This is a genomic window from Sulfurimonas sp. HSL-1716 (genome assembly GCF_039645975.1).
GTDB classification, from domain to species: domain Bacteria; phylum Campylobacterota; class Campylobacteria; order Campylobacterales; family Sulfurimonadaceae; genus Hydrocurvibacter; species Hydrocurvibacter sulfurireducens.
Map to the genome: position 1 here is coordinate 2,090,400 of NZ_CP147918.1, position 15,048 is coordinate 2,105,447.

13 protein-coding genes and 1 tRNA gene are annotated in these 15,048 nt (G+C 42.6%); 9 read left to right on the top strand and 5 right to left on the bottom strand.

Annotated elements, in window-relative coordinates:
• Positions 1-140 precede the first annotated feature (140 nt).
• Positions 141-1,106, top strand: a complete 966-nt coding sequence (locus WCY03_RS10685) for an iron ABC transporter permease (RefSeq protein WP_345992809.1) — start codon at positions 141-143, stop codon at positions 1,104-1,106.
• Positions 1,103-1,531 (top strand): hypothetical protein, encoded by a 429-nt coding sequence (locus WCY03_RS10690; RefSeq protein ID WP_345992810.1) that lies wholly within the window; start codon positions 1,103-1,105, stop codon positions 1,529-1,531. Before WCY03_RS10685 ends, WCY03_RS10690 begins: the two co-directional genes overlap by 4 nt.
• On the opposite strand, the gene WCY03_RS10695 is transcribed toward WCY03_RS10690, so the two are convergent.
• Positions 1,514-3,118, bottom strand: a complete 1,605-nt coding sequence (locus WCY03_RS10695; RefSeq protein ID WP_345992811.1) for a methyl-accepting chemotaxis protein — start codon at positions 3,116-3,118, stop codon at positions 1,514-1,516. The two genes, WCY03_RS10690 and WCY03_RS10695, sit on opposite strands and share 18 nt — an antisense overlap.
• A gap of 170 nt (positions 3,119-3,288) precedes the next feature.
• Between WCY03_RS10695 and WCY03_RS10700 the strand changes: the two genes are divergently transcribed.
• Complete coding sequence (locus tag WCY03_RS10700; RefSeq protein ID WP_345992812.1) at positions 3,289-4,677, top strand: cobyric acid synthase; 1,389 nt, start codon at positions 3,289-3,291, stop codon at positions 4,675-4,677.
• On the opposite strand, the gene WCY03_RS10705 is transcribed toward WCY03_RS10700, so the two are convergent.
• The 4 genes from WCY03_RS10705 to WCY03_RS10720 form a co-directional block, all read right to left on the bottom strand.
• On the bottom strand, positions 4,674-6,116 hold the full coding sequence (locus tag WCY03_RS10705; RefSeq protein ID WP_345992813.1) for a TrkH family potassium uptake protein: 1,443 nt from the start codon (positions 6,114-6,116) through the stop codon (positions 4,674-4,676). The two genes, WCY03_RS10700 and WCY03_RS10705, sit on opposite strands and share 4 nt — an antisense overlap.
• Positions 6,109-7,455, bottom strand: a complete 1,347-nt coding sequence (locus WCY03_RS10710) for an NAD-binding protein (protein ID WP_345992814.1) — start codon at positions 7,453-7,455, stop codon at positions 6,109-6,111. Before WCY03_RS10710 ends, WCY03_RS10705 begins: the two co-directional genes overlap by 8 nt.
• 114 nt (positions 7,456-7,569) lie before the next feature.
• Positions 7,570-8,445, bottom strand: a complete 876-nt coding sequence (locus WCY03_RS10715; protein WP_345992815.1) for a radical SAM/SPASM domain-containing protein — start codon at positions 8,443-8,445, stop codon at positions 7,570-7,572.
• A gap of 14 nt (positions 8,446-8,459) precedes the next feature.
• On the bottom strand, positions 8,460-10,064 hold the full coding sequence (locus WCY03_RS10720) for a methyl-accepting chemotaxis protein (protein ID WP_345992816.1): 1,605 nt from the start codon (positions 10,062-10,064) through the stop codon (positions 8,460-8,462).
• Between the two features lie 269 nt (positions 10,065-10,333).
• Here WCY03_RS10720 and WCY03_RS10725 point away from each other — a divergent pair, with 269 nt between their 5' ends.
• The 6 genes from WCY03_RS10725 to nhaA all read left to right on the top strand — a co-directional run bounded on the left by WCY03_RS10725 (position 10,334) and on the right by nhaA (position 15,017).
• Positions 10,334-11,386, top strand: coding sequence for a nicotinate-nucleotide--dimethylbenzimidazole phosphoribosyltransferase (locus tag WCY03_RS10725; RefSeq protein WP_345992817.1), 1,053 nt, complete (start codon positions 10,334-10,336; stop codon positions 11,384-11,386).
• Positions 11,376-11,876: a bifunctional adenosylcobinamide kinase/adenosylcobinamide-phosphate guanylyltransferase gene (locus WCY03_RS10730; RefSeq protein WP_345992818.1), complete on the top strand. Its 501-nt coding sequence runs from the start codon at positions 11,376-11,378 to the stop codon at positions 11,874-11,876. The genes WCY03_RS10725 and WCY03_RS10730 overlap by 11 nt, the downstream gene beginning before the upstream one ends.
• On the top strand, positions 11,873-12,604 hold the full coding sequence (locus WCY03_RS10735) for an adenosylcobinamide-GDP ribazoletransferase (RefSeq protein ID WP_345992819.1): 732 nt from the start codon (positions 11,873-11,875) through the stop codon (positions 12,602-12,604). The genes WCY03_RS10730 and WCY03_RS10735 overlap by 4 nt, the downstream gene beginning before the upstream one ends.
• Complete coding sequence (locus WCY03_RS10740) at positions 12,601-13,176, top strand: histidine phosphatase family protein (RefSeq protein WP_345992820.1); 576 nt, start codon at positions 12,601-12,603, stop codon at positions 13,174-13,176. Before WCY03_RS10735 ends, WCY03_RS10740 begins: the two co-directional genes overlap by 4 nt.
• Before the next feature lie 17 nt (positions 13,177-13,193).
• Positions 13,194-13,282: transfer RNA gene (locus WCY03_RS10745), tRNA-Ser, on the top strand.
• A 406-nt stretch (positions 13,283-13,688) separates the two neighbouring features.
• Positions 13,689-15,017 (top strand): Na+/H+ antiporter NhaA, encoded by a 1,329-nt coding sequence (gene nhaA, locus WCY03_RS10750; RefSeq protein WP_345992821.1) that lies wholly within the window; start codon positions 13,689-13,691, stop codon positions 15,015-15,017.
• Positions 15,018-15,048 lie beyond the last annotated feature (31 nt).

Consider the following 15,048-nt stretch of genomic DNA (forward strand, 5'->3'; position numbering starts at 1 on the left):
CTCCTTTGTTCGCATAATAAATTTTACTTATACTATTATGTCTAAATTGAAGTATACTCCTAAAATATTAAAAATTTATTATCAAACTATTTTTGGTAGAATAAGCAATCGCTTTTATGAAATGATATTATAGGTAAAATATGGGTAGACGGCTTCTATGGTTATTGCTATTTTCGGTTCTCGTTTTATCGCCGTTTTTCGGCAGCGCGCCCATACACGTAAACGAACTGTTCAACTACGATACGCTCAGCTTTAAAATATTTTTTGAACTCAGACTTCCCCGCGAATTTTTCGCGTTCTTTGCCGGTGTCATCCTCTCTCTCAGCGGGCTTTTATTTCAAACGCTTTTTCGTAATCCGCTTATGACGCCTTACACTCTTGGCATATCCAGCGGGGCCGTTCTCGGTGCGGGTATCGCTATCAAACTCGGCATAGCCGCCGTCGCTTTTGGCATGGCTGCACTTAGTTTGTTCGGATTTTTGGGTGCGATGTCAACCGTGCTTCTGCTTCTTTGGCTCTCAAGATATATAAAGAGTTCACAGAATCAGTCCATCCTGCTTTTGGGAATCGCACTTTCTCTGTTTTTCACTTCGGCGCTTATGGTGATATTCTATCTTGGAAACTCCATACAAAACGATATGCTCATCCGCTTTACCATGGGATCGCTTTCCAACATAGGCTGGCAGAACCCTTTTATCTTGGGCATCATCGCCGCCGTACTGACTATCTTTGTCTATCTGTACAGATTTGAGCTTCAGCTTCTGAGCCTCTCGGATGAAGACGCGAAACTAAAAGGGATAGATACCAAAAAAGTGACCCTTATTCTTCTTGTTCTTTCGTCGTTTGCTATCGGCGTACTGGTGAGCATAAGCGGTCCTATCGGGTTCGTAGGACTCGTCGTACCGCATACCGTGGCAAAACTCTACCCTTCGACGGTAAATAGACGCATCTTAAAAACAGCTCTTTTCGGCGGATTCTTTCTGGTGCTGTGCGATACGCTCGCAAGAGTGATAAATACCCAGAGCGAACTTCCCATAGGCGTAGTCACCGCTTTTATAGGCGCTCCTTTTTTCATCTACCTCATCATATCAAGGAACACAAAATGAGCTACTCCCAGTGGTACGAACAGCATGCGATAAAGCATAAGAAGATCATCGATAAACTGACAGAAAAAGGGTACACAAAGGAGCAAATCATCGAATACTTCGTCTATGAGAACATGGCAGAAAACGAAGAGGAGTTCTGTCCTTTGTACAAAAAGGGCGAAAAATGTCACGATACGCCCTATTTGAACTGCTATTTTTGCGCCTGTCCATATTTTCGTTTCAAAGATGAGGGGATCAAAAAAGTGGGAGACAAAACAAAATACAGTTTTTGCTCCGTCGCTTCAAAGAACGGAGGAGAGGGAATCTACGGGGATGCCATCCATCAGGACTGCTCGAAATGCCTTGTGCCTCATTCTAAAAAATTCGTTACCAAAAACTTTAATCCGAACTGGAAAGAAGCTATGAGGCTATGTATGATAGATTGATATCTGCGTACTTAGATGTTTTGCCGTATTTGAAAGATGCTCCGCTTTTAAGTGGATATCTTCGACACTTTTCGCATTAGAGGCAGAGAGGGAATTTATATGCTCCATCTTAGAGATGATGTTCTCGATGGAAAGAACGTTCTTGTTCGAATCGACCGCCAGTTTCTCTATATCCACGACGGTATCTGAGAGGATGCCTACCGCCATCTCCGTATTGTTATCCAGCTCAGACGAAGACTCCACAAGTGCATCTATGCGGTTTTTGTTGTCATTCATCTGCTCCGTGATCTCGTTGATGGACTGTACGATGACGTTTACCGTAGCGTTGGTTTCTACAAGGCTTTTCTGCGTGCGTTCTGCAAGCTTGCGCACTTCATCGGCAACGACGGCGAACCCGCGTCCATGCTCTCCCGCACGCGCTGCTTCGATGGCCGCGTTGAGCGCAAGCAGGTTCGTTTGATCCGCGATGTCGGAGATGACGTTTAGCACCTCTTTAACCTGAGACGCTTCTTCTGAAAGTGCATTGAGCTTTTCGTTTATCTGGACTTCTATCTCTACCGTCAGCGACAGCTGCGCATTGGTGTCTCTGAGTGATTTTTGCGCTTCTTGCAAAGCGCTTCTGGCACTTATAGATCTTTCGCGGACCACCTGCGCTTCTTGAGCTGAGCGTTGAATGATCTCTTTTGTCGAGTTCGATTCACTGGTCGTCTGGTATACGATCTGCGACTCCTCTTTTACGGATTTTCCTATCTGAGAGGTTGTAGAAGAGAGTTCCGAGGCGACCGAAAGATTTTGGCCTGAAGCCGATCTTATCTCGTCAAAAGAGTTGCGCAGCATCGATACGAGGGTGTTTATTTTATGCCCCATATCCGAGAGCTCGTCTTTGCCGGAGATGCTTATATCGCGGCTGAAATCATGATTGTTTGCGACCACTTCGACCACGTCGCCGAAATTTTTGATAGAGGTCAGGATAGATCTTAAGAGTATGACGCCTACGATCATACCGACGAAAATATTGAACAATCCTATCGACATCGAAAATATCTTTGTAAAGTTCACCTTTTGCATAGTCAGCTTGGAGTTGCTTATCGCTTCGTTTACCTGCAGATCTTTAAGCTTGTTCACATCCCGGATCAGTTCCACGGATTGCTTGTCAAATACTTCCAGACTCCAGGCGGCGTCTTCTGCACTAATACCGTAGTTATCTATCATGTCCTTACCGCTTTGAAGAAAGATATCCATATTTTTTTGTATCGGTTTTACTATCTGGAGCCCTTTTTTATTGCCCACTTTTTTAAACATCGTCTCAAATCTGTTTATATCTTTCATAAACGCGCCGTATGCACTTTCGGCTTCTTTTATAAGCCCGGGGTTCTTTGTCAGACAGGCTTTAATGATGTATTGCTGAAACTGTGACGTCTGATAGATAGCATCAGAGGCGTACAGGGCATAAGGAACGGATTCCTCTGCAGTCAGTTCGCTCAGTTTGTACACTTTTATGTTGTTCGAATACACGACAAAAATATTTACGGATATCCCGAAAAAGATAATACCCAGTCCTACCCTTATCTTCTGTTTTATAGTCATTTTCACTATACCTTGGTTAAAATTTAAGATACATCGGTCTCATTCGTTTGGGATTCTACAAATATTTGGTTACCGATAAATTACATCGATTTTTTAAGACAGATAGAGAAAATCACAGCATAAAAAGTATATAATCTATATATATATCAATATAAAAAAGGCAGGGGTTAATGAACTCTCTTAGCGTTTTCGGTACAAGCAGCGATGCGGGAAAATCCACTATCTCGTTCGCACTGACCTATCTTCTGCACAAACGCGGTGTGAAAGTCTCTCCGTTCAAAGCGCAAAATGTTTCGAACAACTCCCGTGTCTGTGACGACGGAGGAGAGATAGCCGTATCTCAGTATTTTGCGGCCGAAGCGATAGGAATCGCAACATCGCACTTTATGAACCCCATTCTTTTAAAATCAGGCTCAAAAAACAGCGCGCATCTCATCATCAACGGAAAAGCAGTATCGGATATCGGCGTACGTGAATACTACAAAGATATCCACTCGCTAAAACCGTACGCGAAAAAAGCGTTTAAAAAACTCCGCAAAGAGTATGAGTGCATCGTCGCCGAAGGCGCCGGCAGCCCCGTCGAGCTGAATCTGATGGATAAAGATCTCTCAAACATCTTCATCGCAAAAGAGTTTGACACAAAAATTATCCTTGTCGCCGATATAGAAAGAGGCGGCGTCTTTGCTTCCATCGTCGGTGTTTATTCGCTTTTGCCAAAATTTCTCAGAGAAAACATCCTCGGCGTCATCATAAATAAATTTCGCGGCGACATTACACTTTTTGACGACGGCATCCATATCTTAGAGGAGCGTTTTGGCATAAAGGTCTTGGGGGTGATCCCATACAAACCGTTCAATCTCGGTTTTGAAGACAGCCAGTCTATACTCGGCTACGACCAAAACACCTCTAAAGCCATTATAAAAGCCGGCGTTATAAAGCTTCCTCATATAAGCAATTTCACCGATTTCGAACCGCTTGTAGCAGATGAACAGATAGAGCTTTCTTTTATCTCGACTCCCGCTTCGGCAAACAGCTATGACATGATAATAGTGCCGGGGAGCAAAAGAGTGGTCGAAGATCTGCAATGGCTTGAAGAAAAAGGTTTTTTCGAGATATTGAGATCAAAGAAAACGACTATCGTCGCCATATGCGGCGGTTATGAGATGATGTTTGAACGCATCCTCGATCCCAATGCGGTCGAATCGGAAATACTCGAGACAAAAGGCTTGGGCAGATTCAAGGGCGATGTGGTCTTTAAAGAGAAAAAGATCGTCAAAAAAGAGCTTTACAATATTTTTGACTGTGAAATCGAAGGGTATGAGATCCGTAACGCGACCGCCAAAAAACTCTTTCAAAAACAGAAAAACCTCTACGGAACATTTGTTCACGGACTATTTGACAGCGATGCTTTGAGAGAAAAACTGTTTACACAGATAAACAAGAACTATAAGGGCTATAATTTCAAAGAGTATAAAAGATCCGCTATCGAGTCGTTTGCCGGGCATATAGAAGAACATACGGATATCGACTACATCTACAGGATGCTGAACAAGCCTTAAAACTTTTTCCAGAAAAAGTTGCTAAAGACTATGAACACCGTATAACACTCAAGCCTTCCGATTATCATGGAAAAGGAGAGAACGATCTTGTCATACCAGCTGAAAAATGCGTAATTGCCGCTGGGACCCGTAAGCCCAAATGCCGGCCCGATATTTCCGACCATCGAAATAGCCGTCGACAACGAAGTCATCTCGTCATATCCTCTTGCATACAGATAACCCATGGTGATAAATATCGTTATAAAAAACAGGGACAAGAATCCGAAAATAGAACGTATGGTAGAGCTCTTGATCTCTTTATCGTCTATGAAAATCGAAGATATCGTATTTGGGTTCAGCGTTTTTTTGATCTCAAAAACTATATTTTTTAAAAACAGGACATGTCTTATCGTTTTCACCCCGCCCGCCGTCGAGCCCGTGTTTCCGCCCAAGAGCATCGCAAAGAAAATGAGCATTATGGAGATATTGCCCCATTTTTCATAATCCTGCGTAGCGAATCCCGTCGATGTTGCCACGGATACTACGGAAAAAGAGGAGTGCAAAAGCGACGTATAAAAATCGATATGCCCGCTCACCGCATGCACTATTGCCAAAAGTATCGACAAGAACAAAACAACAAGCCCGAACCATTTGGCTTCGGCGTTCAAGTACGCATGCTTGTCACCCTGCAGAAAACGGATATGAGACAAAAAGTTTATACTCGAGATGAACATGAAAAACGTCGTAACCCAGATGATGGCGTCGCTTTTAAAGAATCCTATGGAATCGTTCTTTGTAGAAAATCCGCCCGTGGAGATGGTCGCAAACGCATGATTTATGGCATCAAACCAGTTCATGCCAAAGATCATCAAAAGTACAAAATCCGCAAACGTTATCAGAAAATATACTTCCCAGAGCTTTATGGCGGTGTCTTTGATCTTCGGTGATATCTTGTCTAAAGAGATACCCGTCGACTCGGCTTTAAAAAGCGTAAGCGAACCGTTGGGATTTAAAAGCGGCAACAGTCCCACCCCCAGTACGATAATACCCATACCGCCTATCCAGTGAGTCAGACTTCTGTGAAAAAGTATACTGTGGGGCAGTATCTCCACATTTTGAAATACGGTCGCTCCCGTGGTCGTAAAACCGCTGATCGATTCAAAAAAAGCACCTGCAAACCCGATGTCGGTATATATCAGATAGGGCATTGCACCGGCGACGCCTATGAGCAGCCAGACTATATTGACGGAGATGATGCTCTCTTTTATACTGAGTTTTATGTCATGATCTTTAAGATAAAGGAACATCCCCACGTTTATCGCCAGGAATAAAAGAATGATCAGCAGATATTTCTTTACGTCCTCGCCGTAAAAAAATCCTACGATCGGAGGAATTAGCAACGTGATAAATACGACTATCCCGACTATCGAAACGAACTTGAGTATATTTTTTTTATTCACTGTCGTTTTGCTTTAACCATGCTGTTATGAGTTTGGAATCTTTTTTCCGCATAAAGGCGATGATAATATCATCTTCTTGCAGTTTGCCTATATTTTGGTATAAAATAAACTTTTCATCCCTTAAAATATAAAAACTTCCTTTTTTGTTCAGTTTATCGTTTATGAACGGTTTTGTACCTATAAGCTTTGAATTCGGAAGTATCTTTCTCAGACAAGCGGTTCCTGCACCGTTACAATACGCTTTTTGTGAAACAAGCTTTGTCGAATTGATATGTTCGAGTATCGTAAAGTAAGCGTTCATCTTCTCACCGCGGATAACTTCGATACCCAGCTTTCTCATCAAGGTCGCATACTGGTTGTTGTTATATATTCCGATGACCTTTTTGATCTCTTTTTGCTTGGCTTCTATACACTTTATGATATTGAACTCGTCATCGTTCGTCGAAGCTATGAAAACGTCGATCTCTCCCGTGAAGTTATCCAAAACGGCGTCCAGATTGTTGTAATTGCTTTTTATGACCTCTATGCTGTTTTTCAATATCGTGTTTGCATTTTGACAGTTTTCCAATGATTTATCGACAAGTTTTACGTTGAGACCTTTTTTGGCAAGAACTTTGGATATCTCTATGCCCAGTTGGTTGGCCCCGTAAATAATACAGTTTTTCAAAGACTGTTTCTCCACCTTGTTACAGACCTTCTCCCTGATAGAATCCACTACCTCGGAAAAAACGAAAAAGTATATAAGGTCGTTTGGTTTGAGAATTTCCGTTTCATCGGGAACGAAAAAATTTCCTGCCCGCTCTATTCCTGCGACGACGATCTTATTGTTGTATTTATGGATAAAATCAAAAATAGAGATATTTCCGAATCCTTCATAGGCTTTGATGGAAAGCAGCAGCGCTTCGGTCTGTTCAAAAGTCTTTATGTTGCTTATATGCGGAAAGTTGACCAGCAGTTTGAAGTTGTGCGCCACATCGATGGCGGGAGTTATCATGGTGGATATGCTAAGTTTTCTTTTGATGTTGTCGTTTATAAAGAAGTTGTTTCTTAATCTGACTATCTTCTCTTTTACATCGACGATGTTATCGATTATCAAAGAGGAAAGAAGATTCACTTCGTCCGAATTCGTAACAGCCACGAAAAGATCCACGTCTTTTTGGATGCTTTTATAAAGGTTCGGATCTTCGACATCGCCGTAAATGGTCAAAACATCCAGACTGTCTTCCAGATTTTTGATCGTCCCTTCATTACTGTCGATTAAAGTGACTTCGTTGTCTTCCATCAACTCTTTTGCTAAAAAGAACCCGACTTTTCCAGCACCTGCTATAACTATATTCAACTTTTACTTCTTGTTTTTACAATCATTTATAAACACCTATTAACACCTATCGTGCGACATCTTAGACCGTTTAAATATCTGCGTATTATTGTATCGAAAAACTCGCAAATGTAGTTATAAAAAATTTTGAAATCTATTTTTATAACTGCACTTTACACAAAGTTCTTCGACGGCTTTCATCTGTGCAAAACCTTTGATCATAGTTTGTGCGCGGTTTGCTTTTAATATCTCTTTTAGGGGTATTTCTCCGATATTTCCGAGATTTATGACACCTTCACCGTCTAAACAGCAAGGGACGACCGTTCCGTCTGCCAAGATTCCTATATGCGACTTAAGCCCATAACATGAACCATGGCTTTGATGCGAAGAGGTAAGCGAAGGCCATTCAAAATAATTGTCGAATCTTAGAACTATTTTCGAGTCTATACGGATCGATCTTATCTTTTCTTCATATATCTTGGTTTCGTCAACTTCTATATCGAAGTGCTGCCGTAGATAGTCAAAAATCTTTTTGTTAAACGAAAGTTCGGAAAAGTGCTCGTCCAGATTCCAAATTCTCAAATTGATAAAAGGTTTGGGATGATTTTTTAACTTCTCCTTGCAGATTTTCATTACACTCTGCATATACTCTTCAAATCCCATGTTCAGAGAGTTTTTGTTATAGCTGTTAAGAGAGATGTTTATCTGTCTGACTGCAGGATGAAAAAGTGTGGAAAAGGGAGTTTTTTTTAAATAGTACCCGCTTGTTGTAAGCTCCACTTCAAAGCCTTGAAGATATGCTGACTCAAGATATAAAGCAAGATTTGAAAGGGTAAGAGGATCACCCAAGATATGAAAAGCCAGTGTTCTTGTATACGGTTTCAACTCGGTAAGCACTTTTTCAAAAAAGGCGATGCTCATGGTTTTTGGAGGCTGTTTTTTAGGGGTACAGAAACTGCAGGAGAGGCCGCAGATGTTTGTGACCTCGATATGTACCCGGTGAAAATACATTTTTATTATCGCACTTACGTACGATAAATGGATATCTGACTGCTTAGATGTTCAGTCATCTTATGCAGGTGTTCGGCGGCCGAAGCGATCTCTTCGACGCTTCTTGCATTAGACGACGATAGCTGGCGTATATTTTCGATTCTGCTTATAATATTTTCGATAGTCGAGGCATTTTTTTGAGAATCGGATGCCAGTTTTTCAATGTCATGAACGGTATCTGAAAGTGTATGAACTGCCACTTCGGTGTTGTGGTCAAGATCAGAAGATGAATGTGCCAGATCCTCCATGCGGCTTGTATTACCGTTCATCTGCTCCGTGATCTCGGTAATGGATTGGACGATGACGTTTACCGTAGCGTTGGTTTCTACAAGGCTTTTCTGCGTGCGTTCTGCAAGCTTGCGCACTTCATCGGCAACGACGGCGAACCCGCGTCCATGCTCTCCCGCACGCGCTGCTTCGATAGCCGCATTAAGCGCAAGCAGGTTCGTTTGATCCGCGATGTCGGAGATGACGTTTAGCACCTCTTTGACCTGTGCTGCTTCGGTTGAAAGCGTATTTAACTTATGATTTATCTCACCCTCAATCTCTACTGTAAGCAGAAGCTGTTTGTTCGTATCTCTAAGCGCTTCTTGTGCCTCTTTAAGCGTATTGCGCGCGCTTATGGCTTTCTCACGCACCGCCTGCGCTTCATGAGAAGATGTGATGATTGCCTCTTTGGTCAAATTGGACTCTGCAGTGGTTTCATTAACGACTTTTGCTTCCTCTTCGGCCGCTTGTCCGATCACCAAAGTGGTAGAGGAGAGTTCCGCGGCAACCGAAAGATTTTCACTTGAAGCAGATTTGATCTCTTGAAAAGATTTAGACAGATTTTGAACAAGATGGTTGATCTTGTCTCCCATTTCCGAAAGCTCGTCGTTGCCTGAAAGTTTTATAGCACGACTGAAATCATGATTATCGGCGATAGTGTCTATCACTTCTCCGAAATTTTTGATAGAGCTCACGATATTTTTCATCAAGACATACCCTACCGCAAGACCGATAGCGATATTGATAAACCCAATGATTAGAGAAAAGACTTTTGTAAAATTCGCTTTATGCATGGTCGATTCGGAATTGTCAAGAGCCTCTTTTGTCTGAGAATCTCTGATCTTGTCTATTCCCGCCATCATAAGCTCGCTGCTCTTGTCAAAATTTTCCATCTCTTTGTCGCCGGCTTCTTTACTGATGGCATACTGTTTTACCATATCTTTCCCGGCTGCCATAAGATTGTCCATATCTTTTTTGGTCGATTTTATGTTTTGTATCAGCTGTTTGTTGTGCTCGTTTTCATACATCTTTAAAAACTGATCCATATCTTTCATGAACTCATTATAAGCATTCTCTGCTTCTTTAATCGATTCTGGATCCTGAGTCAAGGAAGCATCTGTCAAAAACTGCTGAACCTGCGATGTTTGATATTTGGCGTCACTTGCCCGCAACGCGAAAGGAACTGACTCGTTTGCGGTTGTTTTACTTAAATTATATACGTCATCGACGTTTGAATACACAACAACTATGTTTGCCAAAATGCCGACAACGATAATCCCGATGCCATATGCTAATTTTTGTTTGATTGTCATATTCTCACCCTTTAAAACCTGCTGTTTTTAGCGTTATTGAAGATAATGCAATATCTTGCAAAATTTCGGGACATTTTATCAATATAAGAACAATATATCGTCAATGTCTTAATGATTTTGATTATTACTTAATATAACATAATATCTTAAAATTTCTAAATTTAACGTTATAAAACAAAAGAAATGTTTTTATCTCTGTTTCCTGCTCTCAATCTACGCGCCTCACACAAATCGGAGATTTTTTGATAAAATCTCGCAAAAGGAAAAAAATGATAAAAAATATTTTTGATGACTCTTTATCATCTCTGCCAAAAGGCAATGCAGATTTTTTACTGGCGGCAAGTGTTACTCGTACTTGTGAGCTGGAGGGTATCACACAAGCGGGTATTCCGGGAAAGATCCCTCTCACGCCTGCTCTTGACGCCGAATTTATTGTTAATCAGAAAGTTTTTTCTCTCGGCGAGCTTGCCGAAACGCCCACAGGCGTTCCCACACCCGCTCTTATGACCCGTGCCGTACACAATCTGAGATCTTTTACAAGCATAGAGATCTTAGATCTCGGACTTGATACCAAACCGCAAAACTGCCGTATCCATGATTTTGAAATATCTCCTTCAAAAGCCATTAACAAAGGTGCGGACATAAATGCACAGGAGCTTTTTTACAAAGGGATGAAGTTCGGACGCGAGTATGAACTAAAAGGAAACTACCTCATCCTCGGCGAGAGCACGCCAAGCGGTACGACCACGGCAGCCGCAACTGCTCTTGCTCTTGGGTATGAACTTGAGGAGTGTTTCTCTTCAAGCTTTTTAAATGTACCAAACAAGATCAGAAAAAAGACCCTCGATGAAGCGCTTTCACTCGTAAATGAGAAGATGAGCAGTTTTGAAAAGCTCGGTACCGCGAGCGACAATATGCTCATCTTCTGCGCAGGTTTTCTGCTTGAAGCGACAAAAAGATTTCATGTCGTGCTCGCGGGCGGAACACAGATGGCGGCATGTCTGCTCGTAGCCGATAAGCTCAGAGAAGACGTGCTTATGCGCCTGAACTCCGACAACCTGACTCTTGCCACTACCGCATGGGTGGCAAAAGACAAAAATTCCGACATCAAAAAGATACTCTCGCAGCTGAGCTACACTCCAAATGCTCTGTATGCGGAGTTTTCCTTCGCATCCGCAGAGATACCGATACTGAAAAAATACGACGAAGGCGAAGCAAAAGAGGGAGTGGGAGCGGGAGCCGCGCTTGCCTACGGATTTTCAAACGCGCTTACGAACGAACAGATAGTCAAAGAGATAGAGGCGATAATGTATGGCATGTAGAGCTCTTTTCATCGGCGGTATCAAAAGCGGAAAAAGCAAGAATGCCGAAAACTATGTACTCAAAAAATCCAAACACATCCCCATCTATCTGGCTACGACAGAGTTCGTAGACGACGAGATGCAGACCCGCATAGAAGCGCACAAGCTGCAGAGAAACGAACGCTTTTTGACCGTGGAAGAGCCTTTAAACCTGCCGTCGGTTTTACATGACTTCAAAGGGATCGTGCTCATAGAATGCGTGAGCATGTGGATAAACAATCTCCTCTACCACGGCTTTACCGAAGACGACATGATAAAACAGATAGACATACTAAGCAAACTCGACGCGCAGATAGTCTTTGTGCAAAACGACGTGGGCTGCAGCGTCGTCGGCGCAGACAGACTCACACGCGATTTCGTGGATATCAACGGACGAGTATCGCAATATCTCGCCGCCGCGTGCAAAGAGGTCTACAACAACATCGCGGGCATAGCGGTAAAGATAAAATGACAAAAGCGCTAAAAGGGTTTCTCCTCGCATTTAACATGATGACCGTCATCCCCTTTTTCAAAGTCCACGACTTTTTCAAAGGGATAAACGGCTATGCGGCGATGTCCTACCCGCTTGTCGGGTTTATCATCGGGCTCATCCTGTGGGGAGCTTCGGCGCTTTTAGCACCCTACGTCCCGCCGTTTCATCTTGGCATCATCGTCTTTGCTCTTTGGGTGGGCATCACCGGGGCTTTGCACATGGACGGCTTCAGCGACACGATAGACGGACTTTTTGTGAGTAAAGAGAGAGCCGTGGAGGTGATGAAAGACCCGCATGTCGGCGGGATGGGCATGACCTTCAGTGTCGTGTTTCTACTTTTAAAAGCTTCATCCGTCGCGTCGTTTGGAGCCTATTATCTGCTTCCGTTTGTACTGATGTATGCAAGGTTCAACGCTTCTCTTGCCATCTACTTTTTCCCCTACATCACAAAAAACGGAATGAGCGCGCTCGCAAAAGAGGAGTTCACGCGTCCGCAGCTGCTTTTTGCATTTTTATACGTAGCAGCGCTCGGTTTTTCTTTTCATTTTTTCTTTGCGCCCTTTCTTTTGGCAGGTCTGTTTCTGCTTTTAACGGCAAGGTTTTTCATAGGACGTCTGGGCGGGTTCAGCGGAGATATTTACGGCTTTACCATCGAGGTGACCGAACTGCTGCTGCTTAACCTCATCATCATAGAACATATAAGATGATGATAACCCTTATCCGCCATGCTGACGTACAAGACCTCTACAAGATGCGCTACAACGGGCATATCGACATCTCCCTCTCGTCCGAAGGGGAAAAACAGGCGCAAAAACTGGCGGAACATTTTAAAGATGCAAAGTTCGACGGAGTGTTCTGCTCCGACCTCAAACGCGCACGCCAGACGCTCGCGCCGTTTGCCTTGCAGGTCGAGCCGGTCTTTACCGAAGATTTGAGAGAAAAATCATGGGGAAGGCACGAGGGAATGAGCTTCGATGAGATCATACAAAGCGAAGAGTTCGCCTACGAAGATTTTATGCAGTGGGTAAACGCGCTTGACGGAGAAGACTATGAAGCCTACATCCGAAGAGTAAAAGAGTTTTTTTTAGACTACCTGCCCTCACTGAAGAAAAAAAACATCCTGGCCGTAACTCATGCGGGAGTCATCAGGGTGCTCATCTCCATTATCGACAAAATAGGGCTCGAAGAGGCGTTTTGCATCAGGTTTGACTACTCCTCATACATAATTTTAGACATAAATACGATGAAATTTAGCAAGATAGAAAATTTTTCGCTATAATCACACTCTTCAAACGCGGACAGTTGGGAGAGCTGGTTTAATCCAGTCGCCTGGAACGCGGCCGTAGGGCAACCTACCGAGGGTTCGAATCCCTCACTGTCCACCAGACTCTTTTACTACTTTCAGAAAAAATTTTACTTACATGTAATAATGATATAATTTCTACATTTAATAATAAGGAATACAATGGCGTTAGATGAATTAACTGACTCGTTAAAAGCTAAATTATACGATTTTAAATATACTCCTTTTCTTAGTTCTTTTCTCATTTCATGGCTTGTTTTTAACCATAAATATCTGCTAATATATTTTTCTAATATCGAAAATATTTTTAATAAAAATGCTAATTCTATATATGTTATCAACTCGAAATTTATTCCAAGTATTCTAGAAACATATGAAAAGTGAAAACTATACCGAAGCAAACAAACCTCCACTTTTTCTCAATATATGTTAAACAGGTGTTTTGTATAATCAAGCAGCACGCTCTACTCTATCAAGAAGGATGAACAATGAAATTATACGCCCCTTGGGAAAGAGCTTTTAATAAAATCGCCACACCGTTTGAACATTTTATACATGCACAGACGACTACCGGTATGATCTTGATATTTATGACCGTACTGGCTTTGATACTTGCCAACACTCCTCTTACGGAAGCATATGCTCACTTTTTTCACACGAAAGTGGATTTAAATGTCGGTTCTTGGCAGTTCTCCCACACTATTCACCACTGGATAAACGACGGGCTTATGGCCATATTTTTCTTTATTATCGGGCTTGAGATAAAAAGAGAGATCCTAGCCGGCGAGCTTTCGAATATCAAAGTCGCTATTTTGCCTATTTTAGCAGCCATTGGCGGCATGTTTTTTCCCGCACTCATTTACTCTTCCATCAACGCGAGCACTCCGGGAGCTTCAGGATGGGGAGTGCCGATGGCAACGGATATCGCCTTTGCTATCAGTGCTTTAGTACTGCTTGGAAAAAGGATACCTACCGCACTAGTGACATTTTTGGTCGCGCTTGCCATCGTCGACGATCTCGGTGCCGTTTTGGTCATTGCGATATTTTATACCCAGCAGATAGTTTTTCTTCCGCTCGTTTTAGCCGGAGCGGCCTTTTTGATCATGGTTGCATTCAACCGTTTTGGAATACATATGATCCTGCCCTATTTCATTGTTGGTCTGCTGATGTGGTTTTTTATGTTAGAATCAGGAGTACATGCGACGATAGCGGGGGTAATAGCCGCCATGGCAATACCCTCAAAACCAAAACAGACTCCTTCGGACTTTACAGAACACACAAGAGAGTTGTTGAATCAATATGATAAATATCCCGTAAGTACAGACCACGCTATGCACGAAAAACAAAAAGCCATTTTGATAAATATACAAGACAGAATAGACGCTGTCGGAACGCCTGCAGCAAGGTTGGAACGCGGCTTGCACCTTCCCGTGGCTCTCATCATCATCCCTCTTTTTGCACTTGCAAACGCAGGTATTACCCTAGACTTTTCCGCTATCGGCACTACTATTATGAAACCCGTGTCCCTTGGCGTTGTATTCGGTCTTATTTTAGGAAAGGCGATAGGAATATTTGGTGTTTCCTGGCTAGCGATCAAATTAAGAATAGCAAAACTTCCACAGGGAAGTACTATGAATCAGATCTTCGGTGTGGCCTTTCTGGGAGGTATCGGTTTTACTATGTCTATTTTCGTAGCGGATTTGGCATTTCCAGGAAATAGTGAGCTTGTATTTCAGGCAAAAGTCGGGATTTTGTCGGCTTCTTTGTTTGCGGGAATTTTTGGCTATCTATGGTTAAGATTTGTATCGAAAAACTGATTGAATTGTAACTGTAACTCTGTATAATTGT

What these genes read in the sequence shown, in the direction of transcription:
- WCY03_RS10685 (WP_345992809.1), top strand. Translation starts at nt 141, where the DNA reads ATGGGTAGACGGCTTCTATGGTTATTGCTATTTTCGGTTCTCGTTTTA.
- WCY03_RS10690 (WP_345992810.1), top strand. Translation starts at nt 1,103, where the DNA reads ATGAGCTACTCCCAGTGGTACGAACAGCATGCGATAAAGCATAAGAAG.
- WCY03_RS10695 (WP_345992811.1), bottom strand. Translation starts at nt 3,118, where the DNA reads ATGACTATAAAACAGAAGATAAGGGTAGGACTGGGTATTATCTTTTTC.
- WCY03_RS10700 (WP_345992812.1), top strand. Translation starts at nt 3,289, where the DNA reads ATGAACTCTCTTAGCGTTTTCGGTACAAGCAGCGATGCGGGAAAATCC.
- WCY03_RS10715 (WP_345992815.1), bottom strand. Translation starts at nt 8,445, where the DNA reads ATGTATTTTCACCGGGTACATATCGAGGTCACAAACATCTGCGGCCTC.
- WCY03_RS10720 (WP_345992816.1), bottom strand. Translation starts at nt 10,064, where the DNA reads ATGACAATCAAACAAAAATTAGCATATGGCATCGGGATTATCGTTGTC.
- WCY03_RS10725 (WP_345992817.1), top strand. Translation starts at nt 10,334, where the DNA reads ATGATAAAAAATATTTTTGATGACTCTTTATCATCTCTGCCAAAAGGC.
- WCY03_RS10730 (WP_345992818.1), top strand. Translation starts at nt 11,376, where the DNA reads ATGGCATGTAGAGCTCTTTTCATCGGCGGTATCAAAAGCGGAAAAAGC.
- WCY03_RS10735 (WP_345992819.1), top strand. Translation starts at nt 11,873, where the DNA reads ATGACAAAAGCGCTAAAAGGGTTTCTCCTCGCATTTAACATGATGACC.
- WCY03_RS10740 (WP_345992820.1), top strand. Translation starts at nt 12,601, where the DNA reads ATGATGATAACCCTTATCCGCCATGCTGACGTACAAGACCTCTACAAG.
- nhaA (WP_345992821.1), top strand. Translation starts at nt 13,689, where the DNA reads ATGAAATTATACGCCCCTTGGGAAAGAGCTTTTAATAAAATCGCCACA.